The sequence below is a fragment of the Flammeovirga sp. SJP92 genome (genome assembly GCF_001583495.1).
Taxonomy (GTDB): Bacteria; Bacteroidota; Bacteroidia; order Cytophagales; family Flammeovirgaceae; genus Flammeovirga.
The window spans coordinates 25,841-44,855 of record NZ_LQAQ01000017.1; the positions used below are offsets into that span (position 1 = coordinate 25,841).

Here is a 19,015-nt window from a genome sequence, read left to right on the forward strand (position 1 = left end):
TTTTAACTTCGCCCTATGAGCATTAAAGTAGAAAACTTAACAAAAATATACGGAGAACAAAAAGCCGTCAATAACATCTCTTTTGAAGCAAAACCAGGAGAAATATTGGGCTTTTTAGGACCCAATGGAGCTGGAAAATCAACCACAATGAAAATTGCCACTTGTTATATTCCTCCTACAGAAGGAACAATCAATGTGTGTGGTTATGATGTTGTTGACAATCCAATTGAAGTTAGAAAAAGAGTAGGTTATTTGCCAGAACACAACCCTTTGTACTTAGATATGTTCGTGAGGGAGTACCTTGATTTCTGTGCCTCTATTTACAAACTGAAGGGACAGCAGAAGAAAAGTAAAATAGAGGAAATGATTGAACTGACAGGCCTTACTCAAGAGAGAAAGAAAAAGATTGGGGCACTGTCTAAAGGGTATCGTCAAAGAGTCGGTCTTGCTCAAGCATTGATTCATGATCCCGAAGTACTGATCCTAGATGAACCTACTACTGGACTTGATCCCATTCAGCTAGAAGATATCAGAGCCTTGATTAAAAAAGTCAGCCAAGATAAAACCGTCATGCTCTCAACTCACATCATGCAAGAGGTTCAAATCTTATGTGACAAAGTTGTTATTATCCGAAAAGGTGATATTGTAGCCAATGACCGTGTAGAGAATTTGAGGCATTTAGGATCAAAAACAATTTTGAATATCACTTTTGAAAAACCTACAGATGCTCAATTCTTGGAAAGTGTGGAAGGTGTAGAAAAGATTGAAAATGTGAACAATCAACAGGTTTTGATCTATTATCCTAATGAAATGGATTTGAGAGGAGATATTTTTAGAAAAACAGCAGAATATCAACAGGCTATCATTGCAATGAATACTCAAATCCAATCAATGGAAGAGATATTCACAAAATTAGCACACAAATAATATCAAAAAAGACGATATTAATAAACAAAACAACTAAAAAACCATACATATCATCTTTTTTGATTTTCATAGTCATCTAGGGGTTATAAAAAAACAGGGAGTTATTCAGTTAATGTGAATAACTCCCTGTTTTTTAGCATTTCATAAACACAGATACTTATAAAGTTACAAGATATTCAACTTATTCATAAAATTTTATCAAAATCTAGTTAAGAATATTGATATTCTCACAATGAACAAGCAATTTTGAGGTTAACATTCTAAATGTTATTCACAAATGTATGCTGTGAGTGCATTTTGGAATAGGCTTATATTTTTAATGGAGGCATTATTTAGTACAATAATTAAATAATGCTTGAGCAATTACTTTGGCGGGCAATTGCTAAAAAACACGGAAGATGAGACAAAAACTTTTAAGAGAAGGAGCAAATGAACTTAGTTATGAAATCCGCGGTATCGTAAAAAAAGCGGATAGTTTAAGAAAACTAGGTCAGAAAATCTATTGGGAAAATATCGGTGATCCCATTCAAAAACACGCCGAAATGCCAGCATGGATGAAAGAAATAATCAGCAACTTATTGGATGAAAATGATACTTTTGGGTATTGTCATTCAAAAGGTGTTTTAGAAACAAGAGAATTTCTTGCAGAACGCACCAATACACTTCAAGGAGCTCAAATTGATGCGAATGACATCCTGTTTTTTAACGGTCTGGGTGATGCAATTTCAAAATTGTATCAGTTCTTGTTACCCACATCAAGAATCATTGGACCTTCACCTGCTTACTCTACTCACTCTTCCGCCGAAGCCGCCCACGCCAACACCACTCCATTGACTTACAAACTGGACCCGGAAAATCACTGGTACCCTGATATGGAAGATTTGTATTTACAAGTAAAATACAATCCTAATATTGTAGGTATTCTGATCATCAACCCTGACAACCCTACAGGCATGGTGTATCCAATGGAGATTTTAGAACGATTTGTCGCTATAGCCAAAGAGTTCAATCTGATTCTTATTTCAGATGAGATTTACTCCAACGTTACTTACAATGGTGCACAAGCTCACCAACTTGCAGAGTACATTGGTGATGTACCAGGTATTGCATTAAAGGGAATCTCAAAAGAATTCCCTTGGCCAGGTTCTCGCTGTGGCTGGATGGAATATTACAATAAAGACAAAGATCCACAGTTTGATGGCCTTTGTCAGACCTTGGATAATGCCAAAATGATTGAGGTTTGTTCAACTAAATTACCTCAAATGGCTATCCCTAGAATTATGAAAGATCCTAGATACCAACCGTATAGAGATGAAGCTAATAATGCTATTGGCCGAAGAGCCGAGATCATTGCGGAGCTATTAGGAGATCTTCCACAATTGACATTCAATAAAACATACGGTGCATTTTATAATACCATCATTTTCAAAGATGGTGTCTTGAAAGAAGGACAATCCCTGAAAGTTGATAATCCTGAAATAAAGAAAATGTTGGATGAATGGACTGCCGAGGAAATGCCTCATGATAAAAGGTTCGTTTACAATCTTCTAGCAGCAAAAGGAGTTTGTGTAGTTCCAATTTCATCATTCTGCTCAGACTTACAAGGTTTCAGAGTAACACTGCTTGAAGAGAATGAAGATTTACTGCATGAAACTTTCACACACATCAGAGAGGCTGTATTAGAATACTGTCAGTAATTTTCTAATTACAGCTATAAAACATAAAAAGACCAAGTAATTCAAAACTACTTGGCCTTTTTGTATTTTATGAGAGCATGTCTGGAATATATATTTTAGAAGTAAAAACTAACACTTTGAAAGGGTGATTTTTTCTAAAAGAGATGTTTCCAACATGCTCTAAATTTTCAAATTAATTTCTCAATCTTCTTTTTAAACTATTCGGCATTTTATCGTCTTTATATACTTTACCGAAAGGTAAGTTCAAACCAAACCTCACATTAGCTGTTTTTGCTTGATCCCATTGAAATCCTGCTGTAAGAATATTGTCTGAAACAACATAAAGTTGGAATCCTGGGAAACCAAATGACACCAATGCACCAAGATTTGCATAGCTTGACTTGTCTGCTGTATAACTAAGACCTAAGCCAAAAAATCTACCAAATTGCTTATCTAAGGATAAAGTCAATGAAGGATAATAATCTCCTTTGTAGAACATTTGAGAGAATAAAACACCCGCAGTTGTGTGTTTCCAAACCTCATATGTAGTCGCTAAGTTCACGATTGTAGGCAATGTAGAGGTGCTTTCCACAGACAAAGTATCTGTATTTTCGAAAATAACAGAATCCGAAATAGAAGGGAACGAATCATCAACATTTCCATTAAATAGCTCAATAATATCAACACCAGAATAAGAAATATTGTCTAGTGGTGCTACATAGTTATTACTATTGTCTTTCCACTTGATTGCTCCTAAGTTTCTAACTGATGCTTCAAAAGTCAACTCATCATTGAATTGATAAACCGCACCTAAATCAATTGCAAAACCGGTATTTGATAGTGAACTAAATGATTTAGTGAATTCATCATTTTCTAAATCTACATCAAGATTTCCTTCTTCATCAACAATTTCTCCTAACCCTCTTGATCTCATGGCAATATCTCCACCAAAACTTAAGTTCATTGCTGCATTATCTTCTTGAAGAACAAAGCCATTGATTTGACCATTCAATTGATGTGTTCCAAATAAGAATTTCAATGTTGCACCCACTACAAGCTTGTCGTTAATTCTATAATTACCACCTAAGCTGATATCATAAAATCCATAAACATCTGCAATTGTGCTTATATCATGCTTCACTCCAAGATATTCATCTTGTCCTGTACCTGTTAAAAGTGGTCTGAAAAGTCCTTCAGAATAAGTAAGGTGCTCAATCACTTGATAATTTACACTCAAGTTCACTCCCCATTTATCTTTTTGGTAGTAAGCACCGATAATTTCTGTAGCAACAGAAGAAAGTTGTGTATTCTCTGGATCTAGTTTATCCAAGAAACCATTTACATCAAGAATAGTGGAATCATTTCTTTCCATGTAAACATCATTGAAATTAAACTGATTGTAAACATGCAAAGAATTGTTCAACGCTGGAAAAGCTAATGTAAATTTAGCCTCAGATTGTTTTGCAGGATTATATTTCATGGACTGAGCAACGCTGTTCATAAAATATAAAGTATTCACTTGCTGTGCCCTGACCTGAGATGCAAATGCAAGTGTAAATAAACTAAAAAATATATATTTTAAATTTTTCATTGGATCTTGCTTTAAATAGATAAGAGGATAATTAAAAATCTATGTCAATAGTACCTTCCAGTAGAATGCCCATTTCAATCGTCATTTTCTGATCTGCTGTAATTTGGACCGGCTCTGGAGTTGCTGTTGATGGGTCAGCATCTGCTGCTAACTCAAAACTAATATCAACATAACCTGCATTTAAAATTGCTCTTACCTGATCCTCTGTTAAATCTGTTTCCAGGTAATTTGTTGAAGGTCCTGTAACAATACCATCAGCTGATGTTTCAGCAGCCAATATAAGTTTGTTATTATCATTTCCTCCATTAATAAAGATCTCTGAAGTGACTGTGCCATTTTCTGATGTCTTTGTTGTTAACTTCAAAGTACCTTCAATCGGCAAACCGTTTGTTACTTCAGACCTTAATATTGCTGAATTGATGCTTTGAATCTCACTAGTCAAATCAAAATCAACAGTAGAACCACTTTCAAAAGCCATATCTGTAAATCCTAAGTATAAAGGAATTCTTGCTGCGAAATAAGCTTTCACCTCAGCGCCCTTTGAAAATAACACTTCATCGCCAGATTGTAAATTATAACTTGCTTCACCTGCGTAAGCAATCTTCACAGGTCTGATATTTAATAAATCAGCTGTTTCACAAGCAAAAACGTTCGTCACTTCCACCTCATCAAATGAAGTAGCTGGATTTACATTGATCAACTGAGAACAAGATGTTCCTTCAATTGCATCTGTTGAATCACTGTTAAAGTTTAGAGGGGCTCTTACACCACTTTTATTTTCTCCATAGATTCCTCCATTTTCACTTAGGTCAATTGAGATACCTGCACCAATAGGATTGTTGAATCTAAATTGAACTGTTGGTGATTTGAAATTGATTTGAGCATCCTCTGGAAAAACGTCAGATAAATAGTCTGTATCAATTTCTTCCATCGGGATGTCTAATGATGCTGTCTGCTGACTGCCAAAAAGTAACTTTACTCTATCTGCAGTATTTGTAGGTGTCAACTGTACTCCCGAGATAAAACCTGTAGGATCACCATCTGCATCTGTAATTGAAATGGAAAGTGTTGGTGTATTCCCCATCAGACTCAACGCTACATTTGTAAGTGGCAACGTGATTGTTGATGTTGAGAAAGAAGTAACCGTTTCTGAAACTGTAATTGAAGTTCCTTGATCACTTTCTATTCCTGAAATCGATAATACAACCTTGTCTCCAGGTGTAGCTCTATAATCTACCTGCAGACCTCCTCTTTCAAATCTTAAATAAGAAATTGTTACATCATCTTGAATATCATTGCCTAAAGGAATACAGTAATTTGCCCCTTCACAACCTCCAGAAACATCAGCACTAAAGCCAACACTAATTGGTGTTAAAAAAGGGATTTCAGTAGGAATAGGATCTGGAAAATCAATGCTGAAAAAATCATCCTCACTTGCACTACCAAAAGCTTGTACAAGGTCGTTAGTTGAAGCAATATCAAATGAGTCTTCAAAAGTAAAGTATAAGTCTCCTGTAACAGGATCTGTTTGCAAGTCTTCTAAGTCTTCCTCTGACAGGAGATCTCTAAAACCAACTCCACTGTTACCATTGATCAATGGAATACCAATTTTATAGTTTTCTAAAGGTGGGATTACTAGTTCGTTTATATCAGGTCCACATGAAGTAAAGATCATAGCTACTGCTAATGCAAGTAACCCTGCTCGACTAAAGAGTTTTTGTATATACATTTTTAAAAAGTTAAGAGCAAAAAATACAATTGATAGGTTATTCATCAATTAACATGTTACGAACGTAAATTTAACACATTTTTCAATTCGTTAATACAAATAAAATAAATGTTTTGTACAACATGGTTAAAATCTAATTTAATTTTATATTTAGTTCCTATTAAATCACTTTTTGTCACAATTGATGATCCATTTTTCTACCTGTTTTTGATGATGGAGATTTGTTTTGACCTCATTAAAATACAATATGCTAACAGCAAAAGATTATTATAATTATTTATACAACACTATTAATAATGAAGAATTTACCCTCCCACAAAAACATCACAGAATCAAGGATTTATTAGAGTGGCTTTGTAAAGATCAGACAAAAAGTGAGAAGATTCTACTTTCTAGTTTATTTGCACGAATAGCCTATATAGGTCAAAAATTAAAGCTTCCTCAACATTTAGTATGGCGATTACAAAAAGTTAGAATTAATGATAGGTTGTCCAAAAGGACTGCCAAAGTCATTAGTTTTCATGATATAAACTTTGCCTGCAGGAGTGTTGCTGAAACTGTTAAAATTATATATAACGAGGAGATCCTTAACGTATTAGACAAAGCTTTGCCCCCACTTCCAACCATGGAAGAATCCAAAAAGCAGAAAGAAAATTTCATTGATACATTAAGGGTTGAAGTAATCAAAATTGATGAGGAAAATAAACTCCTGTATTGCATTGAAGATGATGATGCTGAAAGTGAAACACCCATCAAAGTGAGGTATGATGTACTGAATATCAATGACATCTATACCACCACGATCGCTAAAATTTGGGAAGGCATTCAACTGCACTTATTGAATGTAAAACTAAGCAGTGATGATCATTTTATCCCTCAGCATTTTGTACTTGAACCTGATTTTCTGGTGGATGTGACCACTGTTGCAGAATCATTTACAAGAACTGGAAGTATTCCACTGAATATGCTTTTAAAGAAGTTTACTCCCTCAGCATCAAGTGTTCCAATACTGCTGGGTAGTGTGGCCAACTTCTTTCTAGATGAAGCTATTCATGCAGAAGATCCAAATACATTAAAGTTTATCGATGTATTTACAAAAACCTTCAAAGCGAACCCGCTTGATTACATCACGCTGCCTGAACTAGAAAGCAAATCGGGTTTTAATGAATTTATGCAAAATGCTCAGTTTCAGTTTCAAAACATCATTAAAACAGTCAATGACAACTTCAGACAACAGGGCATAGATAAAGATGGTTGCAGTATTGAACCTTCTTTCTATTCTCCAAAATACGGTATTCAAGGACGTCTTGATCTTCTACACATCAACAATGAAAAACATGAATATAGAATTGTTGAATTGAAGTCTGGTAAACCTCCACAAGCAGGATTAGGCAATGCGGGATTGTGGAGCAATCATGCCGTCCAAACCTTGATGTATCAAATGTTATTGAAGGATGCTTTTCAATGTGAACAGCAAAGTATCTTCCCGATGATCTTTTATTCAAAAGCTACTCAAGCTCCATTAAGATACGATACTTACACTTCCAAAATGGAGCAATTGATCATTTATACCAGAAATGAAATGGTATTGAATGAACTCCTTCTTTCTAAGTCAGAAACATTACAGGATGTTGGCGCTGTATTGCGTCAAGTCAATGAAATCGCTTTTGCTGGTGCTGCACCTTTCGTCAAAAAAGAAGTCAATAATTTCATACAGAATATTAGAAGCCTCACACAATTAGAAAGGGCCTATCTTTTCTCATTCATCAGTTTTATTGCCAAAGAGCATCAATTGGCCAAAGTGGGTGATACTATTTTCAACCAAGGTGTTGCCTCTTTGTGGCTAGATGATTTTGATACGAAAAAAGATAGTTTTAAAATTTTATTTGATTTAGAACTCTCAGAAAATTTTGCCAATGACCCTACGCCTATTTTGGTGTTTAAAAGAACAAACCCCGAAAATGCTTTTGTCAATTTTAGAGAAGGAGATATTGTCACGCTTTATCCAAGAAATTCTTCTGAAGAATTGCCTACACATGGACAAATTAATAAAGGGACAATTACAAAAATCAGTAAGGACGAAATCATTATCCAATTGAGACACCAACAGAGAAATGATGAAATCTTTGACGCAGCTACTCATTGGGCACTAGAAGGTGACTTTATGGAAGCTTCTTTTAATGCGATGTACAGAGGCTTGTACCAATTTATTACTTGGAATAATAAGAAGAAAAAAGACATTCTACTTGGCCTTCAACCTCCTACTTACCCTTCCAAAATGTTTACGCATGAGGAAGTTTTGGAATTGGCTCAAGATAAAAACCTCAATAAAGTGGAGTTGAATACGCTATCAAAAGCTTTATCAACTGAGGATTATTGTTTGGTAGTTGGCCCTCCTGGTACGGGAAAAACATCAAGAATGCTGAAAAACCTAGCACATATACTTTACCATACAGATAAGGAAAGAAATATATTATTTATTGCCTACACCAATAGAGCTGTTGATGAAATTTGTGAAGCTTTAGAAGAAGCTATTACAACACCTCTTTCTGATGGTAGAAAGTTTTTGAGGATTGGATCGGAACATTCCTGTGCCCCTCAATACAGAAATAATCTTATGAATAAATTGGCTGAAGGTGCCAATAATAGGGTTTCGCTTAGAAAAGGAATAGAACAGCATAGAGTTTTTGTGACTACTTTGGCGTCTATTTCTGGAAGAGTTTCTTTATTTAAAATCAAGAAATTTGATATGGCTATTATTGATGAAGCCTCTCAAATTTTAGAACCTCAGCTGGTCGATCTCTTGACAAAAGTAAATCGTTTTGTATTGATTGGAGATCAAAAACAGCTTCCTGCCATCACTCAGCAAGACAAGAGTATATCTGAAATTAAATTTAAAGGTTTGGATGAAATTCACCTTACTAACAGGCGTAATGCTTACTTCGAAAGAATTTTTGCTTTATGTCAGAAAAACAATTGGGACTGGGCTTTTGATCAACTCAAAAACCAAGGAAGGATGCACGAGGAACTTGGGTATTTTGCCAATGAATATTTTTATCAAGGCAACCTCATGACTGTGCCACTGCCTTGGCAAAGTGAAAGTATCAAATGGGAGATCAAAGAAACGGATACAGCCCTTGAGAAATTACTAAAAGAAAAACGTTTGTTATTCTTCCCTACTCGAAACACTTCCATTTCAACTTCTGATAAAATCAACATGGAGGAAGCTCGAAAAATTGCACAAGTTGCTGTATTGACAAGGAAAAGATATTTGGAAGAAAAAGGACATTTTGATATTGATAAAACGCTTGGAATTATTGCTCCTTATCGAAATCAAATTGCTGCAATTCGTCAAGCATTAGAAGAAATTGGATTTGCAGAAGCAAATCAGATTAGTATTGATACCGTTGAACGTTATCAGGGCAGTCAGAGAGAAGTGATATTAATTTCGTTTTGTGCCAACACGCCTTTCCAGCTTCAGAACATGCTTTCACTTACAGAAGATGGAGTGGTGGACAGAAAGCTTAACGTGGCGATCACAAGAGCAAAACAACAAATGATCTTTTTAGGAAATCCTTCTATTCTTATCCGTTCCTCAATTCATGAACATTTAATGAACTGGATAAAAGAAAAAAAGGGTTGGATTGAGGATGACTCTTCATTATTTTAGTAGTGCTAGTACTTGGCTAAATATAATTTTTCACTAATTCTTTTATTATTTTTTGTAAGTATATCGTAGTAAAACGTCTTATTTATGGTTCTACTTCATTTTTTTGAAGGCAGTAATCCCAAAACAATAATGAGAATTAGTGTAATTTTTATCTAAAAACAATGAAAGATTTTGATGAATACTGTGAGTGTGCAAGGGATAACTTTTGCAACTTCGTTCAAAACAGTGATAAATATACGCCTGAAGAAAGTTCTTATTTAGTGGAACACAGTTTGGGAAAAGGCGTTTCAAAGATATTCAGAGTGGGCTATATCTTAATCGTATGGAGTTTTGTAGCTGTTTGGATCGATAATATTCTCATTCCTGGAGCGGCGGGTTACACTTTTGTTAAACAAGAAATCAGTTTAGCCACTGCCATCCCAATTATCTTTTTAGTAACCAATGCCACACTAAAGGCTATTTTTATAAAATGGAGACTGAAAAGTCAAATTTCAGTAGGTGGAGCATATCTTGCCAGCGTCCCTTATATTGGTTTTGCGTTTTTACTAAAATCACAGTTTAAAACAGATAAATTACTTTATATAGCGTCTAAAGATTATTTTTTATATCAAAAAGTGGTCATAAAAAACAGTGTTAGATCCTTTTTCAAGCTTAGTAAAAAAGATATTCCAGCTTAATATTTTAATGCTAAGAAGGACAAACCTCCTTCCACATCATTACTCAAATCTTTTAAAGTTGTTGATTTCAACATCTGATTGATTGAAGCACGTATAGACTTGAACTTGGCATGCATTGGACAAGGCTGGTCATCAGAACATTCTAAAAAACCTAAACCACAACCCGTCATCAACAGATCACCATCTATTGCTTCAACCACAGCATAAAGTGGCGTATTTTGCTGTGCCTCATCCAAGAAAAAACCTCCCCTTGGCCCCTTTATGGATTGAATCACACCTTGCCTGGATAACTGTTGCAGAATTTTTGCGGTAAAAGGTTCAGGTGTTGCCGTTACCTCTGCAATTTCTTTTGCTCCTATTTTCTTCCCTTCATTACTTCTTTGGGTAATTAAAATTAGTGCTCTGATACCGTAAGTACACGCTTTTGAAAACATCAATTTTTCTTTGAAAGTTTTATGTATTGAAATTGTTCCGTACACAAATATACTCTTTTTAAGAGTCAATACAGGAAAATATTAAAAGATATTTTTGTCTTTTATTATTTTTTATAATAGGTTTGTATTCAAGAAGAACAGAATTAAAACAGTAGCTTATTGTTCTTCAGCATTTATCAGAATTATCCTTTCCAACCTTAGGCTGGAGTACAGACTTCCAATGATTTTTAAGAAAATCTATAAAACAGCGGTGAGCTGGCATAAATATCTCGGACTACTTTTATCCATCATTTTAGTTTGGATGAGCGTGTCAGGCATTCTTTTAAATCACCCTGATCTCATTGCAGATTTTGCTGTTTCAAAAACCTATTTTCCTGATGATTATATTCCTAGCAACTGGAATAGAGGTGGGATTCAAGACATTGTTTACCTCGGTCAAGATACGATAATTATCGGTGGAAAACAGGGTGTTTGGAAAAGCAATGACAGTGGAAAATCCTTTCAATCTTTAATGAATAATGGGTTTCCTGAAGCTATTTACTATCAAAAAGTGAATGACTTACATTATGATACGCTTCAAAATGAAATCTACGCCGCAACATTTGGAGGTGTTTATAAGCTAAACCTTCACACGAATCATTGGACAACTCTACAATCATCACAATCCTATACGGAGAAGTTTGTCAAAATCATTGATATCAAAGGACAACTTTTTGCTGTTTCTCAATCCAACATTTATAAAATTGCAGATCATCAACTCGAAGTTTATCCCATTTTCAAAAAGGAACGGAAGTATGTTGATATGATTCAATTTACGTTTGCATTACATAGCGGTTGGCTTTGGGGTACTCCGGGTAAGTTATTTTATGATTGTCTTTCCTTAATTTTAATTTTCCTTTCCCTCACTTCTTTGTACATCACATTTTTCAAAAAGAAAAAAGTGTCCAATTCTTTTTCAAAAAAGGTCAAGAAATTCATTATTAAGTATCACACCAAAATTGGAGTATGGACCTTTGTTTTTTTATTGATAATTGGGGGAACAGGAATGTTTATGCGTCCACCATTGATTGTAGCCTTATATAATGGACAAGTGCCTATTTCAATTATTCCTGATCGGTTTTTAGAAAATGAATGGTATCATTCTATCCGAAATGCAATGTATGATACTCAAACGGACCGTATTATTTTAGATACAACAGAAGGTATTTATGCTGGAAAAAGTGATGCTTCTTCGGATTTTGAAAAGCTGAATTGGAAGGTCAATATCTTTGTTATGGGAGCAACTATTTTTGAACCTTTAGGAGGTCAACACTTTTTAGTGGGATCGTTTTATGGTTTATTTGATTATATAGAAGGGCAAGAATATAGTACAGATGTTCTCACTGGAGAGCGGACACCATTGTTTCAAAGCATTCAAAAACCGGGTGAATTTATGACTGTTGCTTCATTTACATCACCTAAAGGAGAAAAATATATATCAGCCTATTCTCAAGGGTTATTAGCCATCACTCCTCCTCAAGAAGATACTTTCTACAATTTCCCTCAAGAAATCATAGACGAATATAAAATGCCATTGTGGAACTATATGTTTGAATTACATAATGGTAGATTATTCCAATTCATTTTTGATAAATACAGCATATTACTGATTCCTTTATTAGGGTTGCTTTTCAATATATTGCTGATCACTGGCTTATATGAATACCTTTATCGAAAACGTAAAAAATTGAGGAAGCTGGTAAAGTTATAAAAAAAGCACTTGAAGGATCATGAATCAAATCATCCTTCAAGTGCTTTTTAACTTATATACTATAGGTCTTAATATCTGATCATACCCTCATAGGTTGAACTCATATTATTTGGCACCAAAATTCCTCTCATTTTTAATTGACGTGCACTGAATACACCATCAATTCTTACATTACAGTAGTTTCCTGTACCGTCAAGATCATAAATCACTCTTGCTACGAGCATAGAACCCATGATATTAAAAGAAACTGTAGTTCTGCCGTTCTTATCATCTTTCTTCACTTTCCAGTCAGAAATTCTACCATCTACGGTAATACCTCCAACGCCGTTCCATCCCACCAAATTGGCCGAACCGATCTGTAAAGTACCCACATCTTTTTGTACTTTGATAAAGTTGATATTCGACTGAACATTGACTGTTCTGCCTCTTCTATCATAAAGCTGATTGGCTTCTAATACAAATTGTTGGCTATCTATTGCTGCTAAAGCTTGATCGTGCTGTAACTTTTCAAAAGCCTCAGCTTGTGCTTTTTTTTCTTCCTTAGCTTTTTTCTTTTGCTCCTTTTTTAAGGCTTTTTGTTCTTTTTTTGATAATGTTGATTCTGCTTCTTGAGCATACGAGGATAATGAGAAGCCTAAAATTAAACTCAATGCAATGATGCAATTTTTGAAAACTGTCGTATTCATAATAAATAGTTTTTAATGATAATCTTCTTTCTATTACTGATTGTTTAATATTATACGGTTGTGAAAGAAAAAGTTTTTGTTTACAGTCATAAAAAGTGTAAAATAGGCCTTTAGGCACTATTAATAAACATTTTTTTGACCTATGTTAATTTAATATCTAAACATTGATATTAATTTTTCTAAGTACTTATCAAAAATAATAAAAGCATAAAAAAACACCTCATCGAAATAAGGTGTTTTCTGTTATCTGCAGGAATAGTCATGAAACTATCCGATCAATGTTGCTAATGTCTCTACAGCTTTTGCTTTGTTCTTTGCTGCTTGAGATCCCTCCTCAACTTCTAACTCAGATAAAAAAGTAGATACTTTACCAGCAATATCTTTAATGTTTTCTTCAGGAAGGTTCATTCCCTGTAACATTCCGAAAGCGGCTTGCATCATTTGTACAATCTGGTTTTCATCTTCAGTTGTATTTATCGCATTTGCAAACTGCATTGCGATCATATTCTCATCCATCATCTTATCTTTATCTAGGATTAAATAATAACATGTTAATGCAAAAGTAGACATTTTTATGTGATTTTCAACTCCAATAAATTCGCTTAAACTTCTCCTTCACTTTCAAATAAAATCAATGTATTGCTTACCATCCATTGACTGCCTCAATGTTATATGGTCCTTAACTTTTGAATAACATTGCATAAAATGAATAATCATTCAATAATAATCTATTCACTTTAAGGTCATTTGCTGTACTTAATTTTGGTCTCAACTTAAACACAAAAAACTTCCCATCAATTAATGAAAAAGAATGCAATGAGTGCGGTTTCTCGCCGTAAGTTTATTCGGAACTCTATTATCGTAGCAAGTGGAACCACTCTTCTTCCACTTTCAGCTTGTACTGAAGAAGAAAAGCTAGATGAAATTAATCCAGACATCACACCTGAAGGAGAATATGGTTTCTTTGAAGGAGTGGCTAGTTTTGACCCTACACAATCACAGGTCATTTTATGGACCAGATATACACCTGCTACCAATGAAAAAGCGAATGAGGTAACACTTGAGGTAGCAACAGATAAAGATTTCTCTAATGTTATTTCAAATGAGAAAGTGATTATTGATACAGCATCTGACTATACCGTGAATGTTGATGTAAAAGGATTACAGTCCAATACTACCTATTACTACCGTTTCTCTAATACTTTTACTAATACCATTTCTCCCATTGGGATGACAAAAACACTCCCTGCCTCTGGAGAAGCTAGTGATATAAAAATGGCAGTGGTATCCTGTGCTAATTACCAAGCTGGACTTTTTAATGTTTACGGTGCGGTTGCCCTTTCTGATGCTGATGTTGTGGTTCACCTTGGAGACTACATCTATGAATATGGTGCAGTTGGATATGGGGTAAATGAACTGACAGCTTCACTAGATCGCTTTCACGAACCTAAAGGTGAAATTTTAAGCATAGATGATTACAGAACCCGTTATCGTCAATATAGACAGGATACGCAATTGCAAAAGTTGCATCAATCAAAACCATTTATCTGCGTTTGGGATGATCATGAAATTACAAATGATGCCTATAAAGATGGTGCTGAAAACCACAATGAAGGGGAAGGAGACTATGAAACTAGAAAAGCTTATGCTCTTCAAGTGTGGCATGAATACTTGCCGGCTAGAGTAAGTGATAATTCAAAAATTTACCGCAGTTTTGATTTTGGTGGAATTGTAGACCTTCACATGTTGGACACGCGTATTATTGGCCGTGAAAAGCAATTGGAATACAGTAATTATTTTACAGAGTCAGGGATAGACAGTGCTAAATTTTTAGCTGATTGGGGTAACAAAAATAGAACTCTTCTTGGTATTGAGCAAAGAGGGTGGCTAGCAGGACAATTAGCTTCAGGCACTGCTAAGTGGCAAGTTTTAGGAAGTCAAGTATTAATGGGGACTTATACTATTCCCATTGAACTTCTTCAAATTGTAGCCGCTATTGCCGCTTCTGGAACTTCATCCTCAGATTTATTATTGCAATATCAAAAAAGCGTTACTGAACTTTTGACCATAAAAAAGAGAATTGCTCTTGGCGATCCGACCGTTACAGCTGAGGAAACAGCTCGATTAACAACTGTGCTTCCTTACAACCTTGATGCTTGGGATGGATACCCAGTGGAAAGGGAAGTGATCTACAGTGCGGCAGGTGGTAAAAAGCTTATCTCACTTGCCGGGGATACACATAATGCTTGGAACAGTAATTTAATAGATGCATCTGGCAATACAGTCGGTGAAGAATTTGCCACCGCTTCAGTTTCTTCTCCTGGGTTTGAAGGCATCTTCGGTAGTAACCCTTCTGTTATTGAGCCCTTTGAACAAGCAAATGTTGCTCTTATCGAAGGTTTAAAATATACTGATGCTTCACGAAGAGGTTTTGTATTAGCCACATTCTCCAATGCATCAGCAAAGGCTGATTGGCATTTTATCAATGATATTTTCACAGAAGACATCACTACTGTCACTGCATATTCTACAAGTGTAAACTAACCTACACTCTAACTTTACATTTACCTACACCCCGTACACCTTTCAATTGGTTTCGGGGTGTTATGTTTTAATTATATTGATAATCAACTTAATTATTAATTCTCTTTGCTCTGGCAAACTCTGTGCTACAGCCAATGCTAATACAACAAGTGTATTGTCTGTAATTTTCTTTTGGCCATCCATTTTAAGATGAAACTGATTTTGTTCTAAAAACCAGACAAACAAAAATGATCCAATGCGTTTATTGCCATCACTAAAAGCATGGCCTTTGATGACTGAATAAAGCAACTGAGCCGCTTGTTCTTCAATACTTGGATAAGCCAGTTGACCAAAAACGGTCTGTGAGATACTTCCTAATAAACCTTGGAATGAATCATCTTTCTCATTTCCAAACAGTTCTCCTGCTTCCTCTTTCCCCATTAAATCTTCTTTCAACGCCTTGATTGCTCTTTTTACTTCTTCATAGTTGATGACATAAATAATGTCTTCATTCAGACCTGAGGTAGTAAGCTCCTCGTTGTCATATTTACTTAGCAATTCAAAGGATCTTGCATAATTTGTAATAACCCCCAAAAAGCCAGTTGTGATCTCTTTTTGACTGTCCAGTAGTTTTTGATTCAGCTGTACTATTTCTTCCTGCAACCTTTCTACTTGGCCACTTTTTTGGGTAAGTAATTGCTCGTTTAGGGTGTATCCTTTCAATAAATATTCTTTTAATTTTCTTGTAGCCCACCTTCTGAATTCGGTTGCTAAAGGCGATTTTACTCTATAACCTACAGCAATAATAACATCTAGATTATAATGCAAAATGGTACGCTCAATTTCTCTATCACCTTCAAAACGAACTTGTGCAAATTTTGCACTAGTTGACTCTTGTTCTAATTCTTGCTCACTGTAAACACCTTTAATGTGTCTATTCACCACAGAACGATCCCTACCAAATATTTCTGCAATTTCTAATTCAGTTGCCCAAACAGTTTCCTGTTTTTCATCCAATAAAACTTGATATTCTATCTGTTCAGAAGATGGTTTGAATGTTACAATTTTTTGAGTTTGCTCTTGATTTTCTTTTGTTTGGTTCATTGTATTGATGTGAGATTTGATGAATCAGAGATGATCTGCTAAATTATCCGAATTAAGAACAAGAATCAAACCTTCTTCTACTTTATCAGTCAACGAAAAAAGGCCTTCCAAATTAATGAAAGACCTCCCCTATCTCTTTTAAAATTCTGACTTTTAATCAAATTATTTTTTTAAAGTCCACAATACTTCAAAGGTATTGCTGCTCCAAATTGCATATTGTCTTGATCATTAGTGTAAACATACACTCCATCTTTGAGCCTCATCTTTCCTCCTACCCTAAAGTAAGCTGAATCTTCTTCCAACTTGATATACCTTTCTTCTTGTTGCATTAAACCTTCTGAAGTTTGGTAAGTGTAGATGGCTTTGATCAAATTCTCTTCAATTTTTCCTTTCAATGTTCCTGTTATGTACTTGCTTTTTGAGGGCATCCATTCAAAAGTTCCTTTTACGTTCTTCCCGTTAATATCTAACTGAAGAAACATGGAATCCATAAAAGAAATCATTTGTCCGTTCTCACTTCTAACAGGGTCACTCTTGATTATTTTTTCATAACACAAAGAGTGTTTGCTCATTGAATTTGCCGTTCTTCCGCATGAATAAAAACTAATTGATACAGTTACGGCAATAATAAAGTAGAAAAATTTTCTACATTTCATAAACTAGAAAGTTCGTTAAACATAAAGAAATCAACCCTTTATGGAATTGATTTCTTGCATATCAAGAGCAAATGTATTAGATAAAATTCTAATTCCGCCACTCTATTAAGTTAAAAGATGTTTATTACTTTAAGCAACTTTAAAGGTTTTCGATCTCTGCCACTACAAAAGTACTGCCCCCAATAAAGATCAAATCTTCTTCTGAAGCCTTCTCTTTTGCCACTTGAATAGCCTCATTTACATCACTAATCACCTCTCCTTTTAAACCAATTTTATCCGCTTCTTCACCTAAAACTGATGCATCCAATCCTCTTGGCACATTAGGCTTACAATAGAAATAATAGGCCTCTACAGGCAGTTTACTCAACATATTAGGTAAGTCTTTTTCTTGGACCACACCCAAAACCATCCAAAGTTTATCGAATTTTAATGTTGAAATCTGATCCAATACAAATCGCCATCCGTCCTCATTATGACCAACGTCAGTGATCATCAAAGGAGCTGTTTGCAAAGTTTGCCAGCGTCCTTTTAAACCACTCAATGCACTCAAGTTTTTGAACCCTTCTTTGATGGCTTCTTTTGAAATAAAGAAATCTCCTTTTTGGTTTAAAGCATCAATTACGGATAACACACCCAACGCATTATGCTTCTGATAATTTCCTTTGGCTTCTAACACTACATTTTCTAAGAAAATCTGATTTGATTTCATAATGTTAGATGCATCCCATTGATATACTTCCTCTGCAAAAGTAATAGGTGCTTTCTCTTGAGAAGACTTTTCTAGGAATACTGGTGTCGTTTCTTCTTGCTTTTGGCTGATCACCACTGGAGTATCGGTTTTTATGATTCCTGCTTTTTCGCCAGCTATTAATTCCAAAGTATTCCCTAGCATATCCATATGATCCATACCGATATTTGTAATTAAGCTCACTTCTGGGCTGATCACATTTGTAGAATCTAATCTTCCTCCCAACCCTACTTCAATAATGGCAATATCTACTTTTTCATTTCTAAAATGATCAAAAGCCATCGCCACTGTCAATTCAAAAAATGAAGGCTGTATCTCCTCTATATGCTTTTTAATGCCACCTACAAACTCCACAACCTTATCTTCAGCAATAGGCTGACCATTAATTTTCACCCTTTCAGTAAAGCTCTTCAGGTGGGGTGATGTATATAAACCTACTTTATACCCTGCCGATTGCAATACAGCTGAAAGGATATGTGAAGAACTTCCTTTACCGTTTGTTCCTGCAACATGAACGGACTTGAATGCATTTTCAGGATGATCAAGTGCCTCGCATAAAGCAATGGTATTGGATAAATCTTTCTTAAAAGCAGACTTCCCTTCTCTTTGGAACATTGGAAGCTGTGCGTATAAAAAATCTAAAGTTTCCTGGTAGGTCATATTCTTATTTCAATTTTTGAAAAGCGAATGTAGGTAATTTTTCGATCTTAAACACTCTTGACCCTACAAAGGTTAACATCTCGTTTTCTTCTTCTTTCCTGTGCTCTATTTTAAAGCTATATCGTTACTACCAAACAGAAATAAAAAAACACCAAAAGCCACGAAAAATCCATGACTCTTGGCT

14 protein-coding genes are annotated in these 19,015 nt (G+C 35.0%); 6 read left to right on the forward strand and 8 right to left on the reverse strand.

Translation table 11 applies throughout. The features are described from left to right. Positions 1 to 15: 15 nt before the first annotated feature. Both gldA and AVL50_RS03630 read left to right on the forward strand, forming a co-directional pair. Positions 16 to 927, forward strand: coding sequence for a gliding motility-associated ABC transporter ATP-binding subunit GldA (gene gldA / locus AVL50_RS03625; RefSeq protein WP_062615121.1), 912 nt, complete (start codon positions 16 to 18; stop codon positions 925 to 927). A gap of 398 nt (positions 928 to 1,325) precedes the next feature. Beyond that, positions 1,326 to 2,624 carry a pyridoxal phosphate-dependent aminotransferase gene (locus AVL50_RS03630; protein ID WP_062615122.1) on the forward strand — a complete coding sequence of 433 codons (1,299 nt, stop codon included), beginning with the start codon at positions 1,326 to 1,328 and terminating at the stop codon, positions 2,622 to 2,624. A gap of 172 nt (positions 2,625 to 2,796) precedes the next feature. Here the strand turns inward: AVL50_RS03630 and AVL50_RS03635 are convergent, their stop codons facing one another. Beyond that, complete coding sequence (locus tag AVL50_RS03635) at positions 2,797 to 4,194, reverse strand: DUF5723 family protein (protein WP_062615123.1); 1,398 nt, start codon at positions 4,192 to 4,194, stop codon at positions 2,797 to 2,799. A 31-nt stretch (positions 4,195 to 4,225) separates the two neighbouring features. Then, positions 4,226 to 5,923 (reverse strand): hypothetical protein, encoded by a 1,698-nt coding sequence (locus AVL50_RS03640; RefSeq protein ID WP_062615124.1) that lies wholly within the window; start codon positions 5,921 to 5,923, stop codon positions 4,226 to 4,228. Between the two features lie 247 nt (positions 5,924 to 6,170). Between AVL50_RS03640 and AVL50_RS03645 the strand changes: the two genes are divergently transcribed. After that, complete coding sequence (locus AVL50_RS03645) at positions 6,171 to 9,593, forward strand: ATP-dependent helicase (RefSeq protein WP_062615125.1); 3,423 nt, start codon at positions 6,171 to 6,173, stop codon at positions 9,591 to 9,593. A gap of 161 nt (positions 9,594 to 9,754) precedes the next feature. Next, positions 9,755 to 10,270 (forward strand): hypothetical protein, encoded by a 516-nt coding sequence (locus AVL50_RS03650; RefSeq protein ID WP_062615126.1) that lies wholly within the window; start codon positions 9,755 to 9,757, stop codon positions 10,268 to 10,270. Here AVL50_RS03650 and AVL50_RS03655 read toward each other — a convergent pair. Further along, positions 10,267 to 10,704 (reverse strand): Rrf2 family transcriptional regulator, encoded by a 438-nt coding sequence (locus AVL50_RS03655; protein WP_062615127.1) that lies wholly within the window; start codon positions 10,702 to 10,704, stop codon positions 10,267 to 10,269. The genes AVL50_RS03650 and AVL50_RS03655 overlap by 4 nt on opposite strands. A gap of 94 nt (positions 10,705 to 10,798) precedes the next feature. Here AVL50_RS03655 and AVL50_RS03660 point away from each other — a divergent pair, with 94 nt between their 5' ends. Continuing rightward, positions 10,799 to 12,454, forward strand: coding sequence for a PepSY domain-containing protein (locus AVL50_RS03660; RefSeq protein ID WP_062615128.1), 1,656 nt, complete (start codon positions 10,799 to 10,801; stop codon positions 12,452 to 12,454). A 68-nt stretch (positions 12,455 to 12,522) separates the two neighbouring features. Here the strand turns inward: AVL50_RS03660 and AVL50_RS03665 are convergent, their stop codons facing one another. Together AVL50_RS03665 and AVL50_RS03670 are read right to left on the reverse strand one after the other, a co-directional pair. Next, positions 12,523 to 13,140 carry a DUF4251 domain-containing protein gene (locus tag AVL50_RS03665; RefSeq protein ID WP_062615129.1) on the reverse strand — a complete coding sequence of 206 codons (618 nt, stop codon included), beginning with the start codon at positions 13,138 to 13,140 and terminating at the stop codon, positions 12,523 to 12,525. A 267-nt stretch (positions 13,141 to 13,407) separates the two neighbouring features. Then, a complete protein-coding gene (locus AVL50_RS03670; protein WP_062615130.1) occupies positions 13,408 to 13,710 on the reverse strand; it encodes a hypothetical protein in 303 nt (100 codons plus the stop codon). Positions 13,711 to 13,941: 231 nt separating this feature from the next. Between AVL50_RS03670 and AVL50_RS03675 the strand changes: the two genes are divergently transcribed. Then, positions 13,942 to 15,684 (forward strand): alkaline phosphatase, encoded by a 1,743-nt coding sequence (locus AVL50_RS03675; RefSeq protein ID WP_082795648.1) that lies wholly within the window; start codon positions 13,942 to 13,944, stop codon positions 15,682 to 15,684. A 60-nt stretch (positions 15,685 to 15,744) separates the two neighbouring features. Here AVL50_RS03675 and rhuM read toward each other — a convergent pair whose 3' ends face one another. The 3 genes from rhuM to AVL50_RS03690 all read right to left on the reverse strand — a co-directional run bounded on the left by rhuM (position 15,745) and on the right by AVL50_RS03690 (position 18,831). Next, positions 15,745 to 16,767: a virulence protein RhuM/Fic/DOC family protein gene (gene rhuM / locus AVL50_RS03680; RefSeq protein WP_216639006.1), complete on the reverse strand. Its 1,023-nt coding sequence runs from the start codon at positions 16,765 to 16,767 to the stop codon at positions 15,745 to 15,747. Positions 16,768 to 16,937: 170 nt separating this feature from the next. Beyond that, entirely contained in the window at positions 16,938 to 17,339 is a 402-nt protein-coding gene (locus tag AVL50_RS03685) for a hypothetical protein (RefSeq protein ID WP_062615131.1), read from the reverse strand. Between the two features lie 223 nt (positions 17,340 to 17,562). Beyond that, complete coding sequence (locus AVL50_RS03690; RefSeq protein WP_062615132.1) at positions 17,563 to 18,831, reverse strand: folylpolyglutamate synthase/dihydrofolate synthase family protein; 1,269 nt, start codon at positions 18,829 to 18,831, stop codon at positions 17,563 to 17,565. Positions 18,832 to 19,015 lie beyond the last annotated feature (184 nt).

What these genes read in the sequence shown, in the direction of transcription:
- gldA (WP_062615121.1), top strand. Translation starts at nt 16, where the DNA reads ATGAGCATTAAAGTAGAAAACTTAACAAAAATATACGGAGAACAAAAA.
- AVL50_RS03630 (WP_062615122.1), top strand. Translation starts at nt 1,326, where the DNA reads ATGAGACAAAAACTTTTAAGAGAAGGAGCAAATGAACTTAGTTATGAA.
- AVL50_RS03635 (WP_062615123.1), bottom strand. Translation starts at nt 4,194, where the DNA reads ATGAAAAATTTAAAATATATATTTTTTAGTTTATTTACACTTGCATTT.
- AVL50_RS03640 (WP_062615124.1), bottom strand. Translation starts at nt 5,923, where the DNA reads ATGTATATACAAAAACTCTTTAGTCGAGCAGGGTTACTTGCATTAGCA.
- AVL50_RS03645 (WP_062615125.1), top strand. Translation starts at nt 6,171, where the DNA reads ATGCTAACAGCAAAAGATTATTATAATTATTTATACAACACTATTAAT.
- AVL50_RS03650 (WP_062615126.1), top strand. Translation starts at nt 9,755, where the DNA reads ATGAAAGATTTTGATGAATACTGTGAGTGTGCAAGGGATAACTTTTGC.
- AVL50_RS03655 (WP_062615127.1), bottom strand. Translation starts at nt 10,704, where the DNA reads ATGTTTTCAAAAGCGTGTACTTACGGTATCAGAGCACTAATTTTAATT.
- AVL50_RS03665 (WP_062615129.1), bottom strand. Translation starts at nt 13,140, where the DNA reads ATGAATACGACAGTTTTCAAAAATTGCATCATTGCATTGAGTTTAATT.
- AVL50_RS03670 (WP_062615130.1), bottom strand. Translation starts at nt 13,710, where the DNA reads ATGTCTACTTTTGCATTAACATGTTATTATTTAATCCTAGATAAAGAT.
- AVL50_RS03675 (WP_082795648.1), top strand. Translation starts at nt 13,942, where the DNA reads ATGAAAAAGAATGCAATGAGTGCGGTTTCTCGCCGTAAGTTTATTCGG.
- rhuM (WP_216639006.1), bottom strand. Translation starts at nt 16,767, where the DNA reads ATGAACCAAACAAAAGAAAATCAAGAGCAAACTCAAAAAATTGTAACA.
- AVL50_RS03685 (WP_062615131.1), bottom strand. Translation starts at nt 17,339, where the DNA reads ATGAGCAAACACTCTTTGTGTTATGAAAAAATAATCAAGAGTGACCCT.
- AVL50_RS03690 (WP_062615132.1), bottom strand. Translation starts at nt 18,831, where the DNA reads ATGACCTACCAGGAAACTTTAGATTTTTTATACGCACAGCTTCCAATG.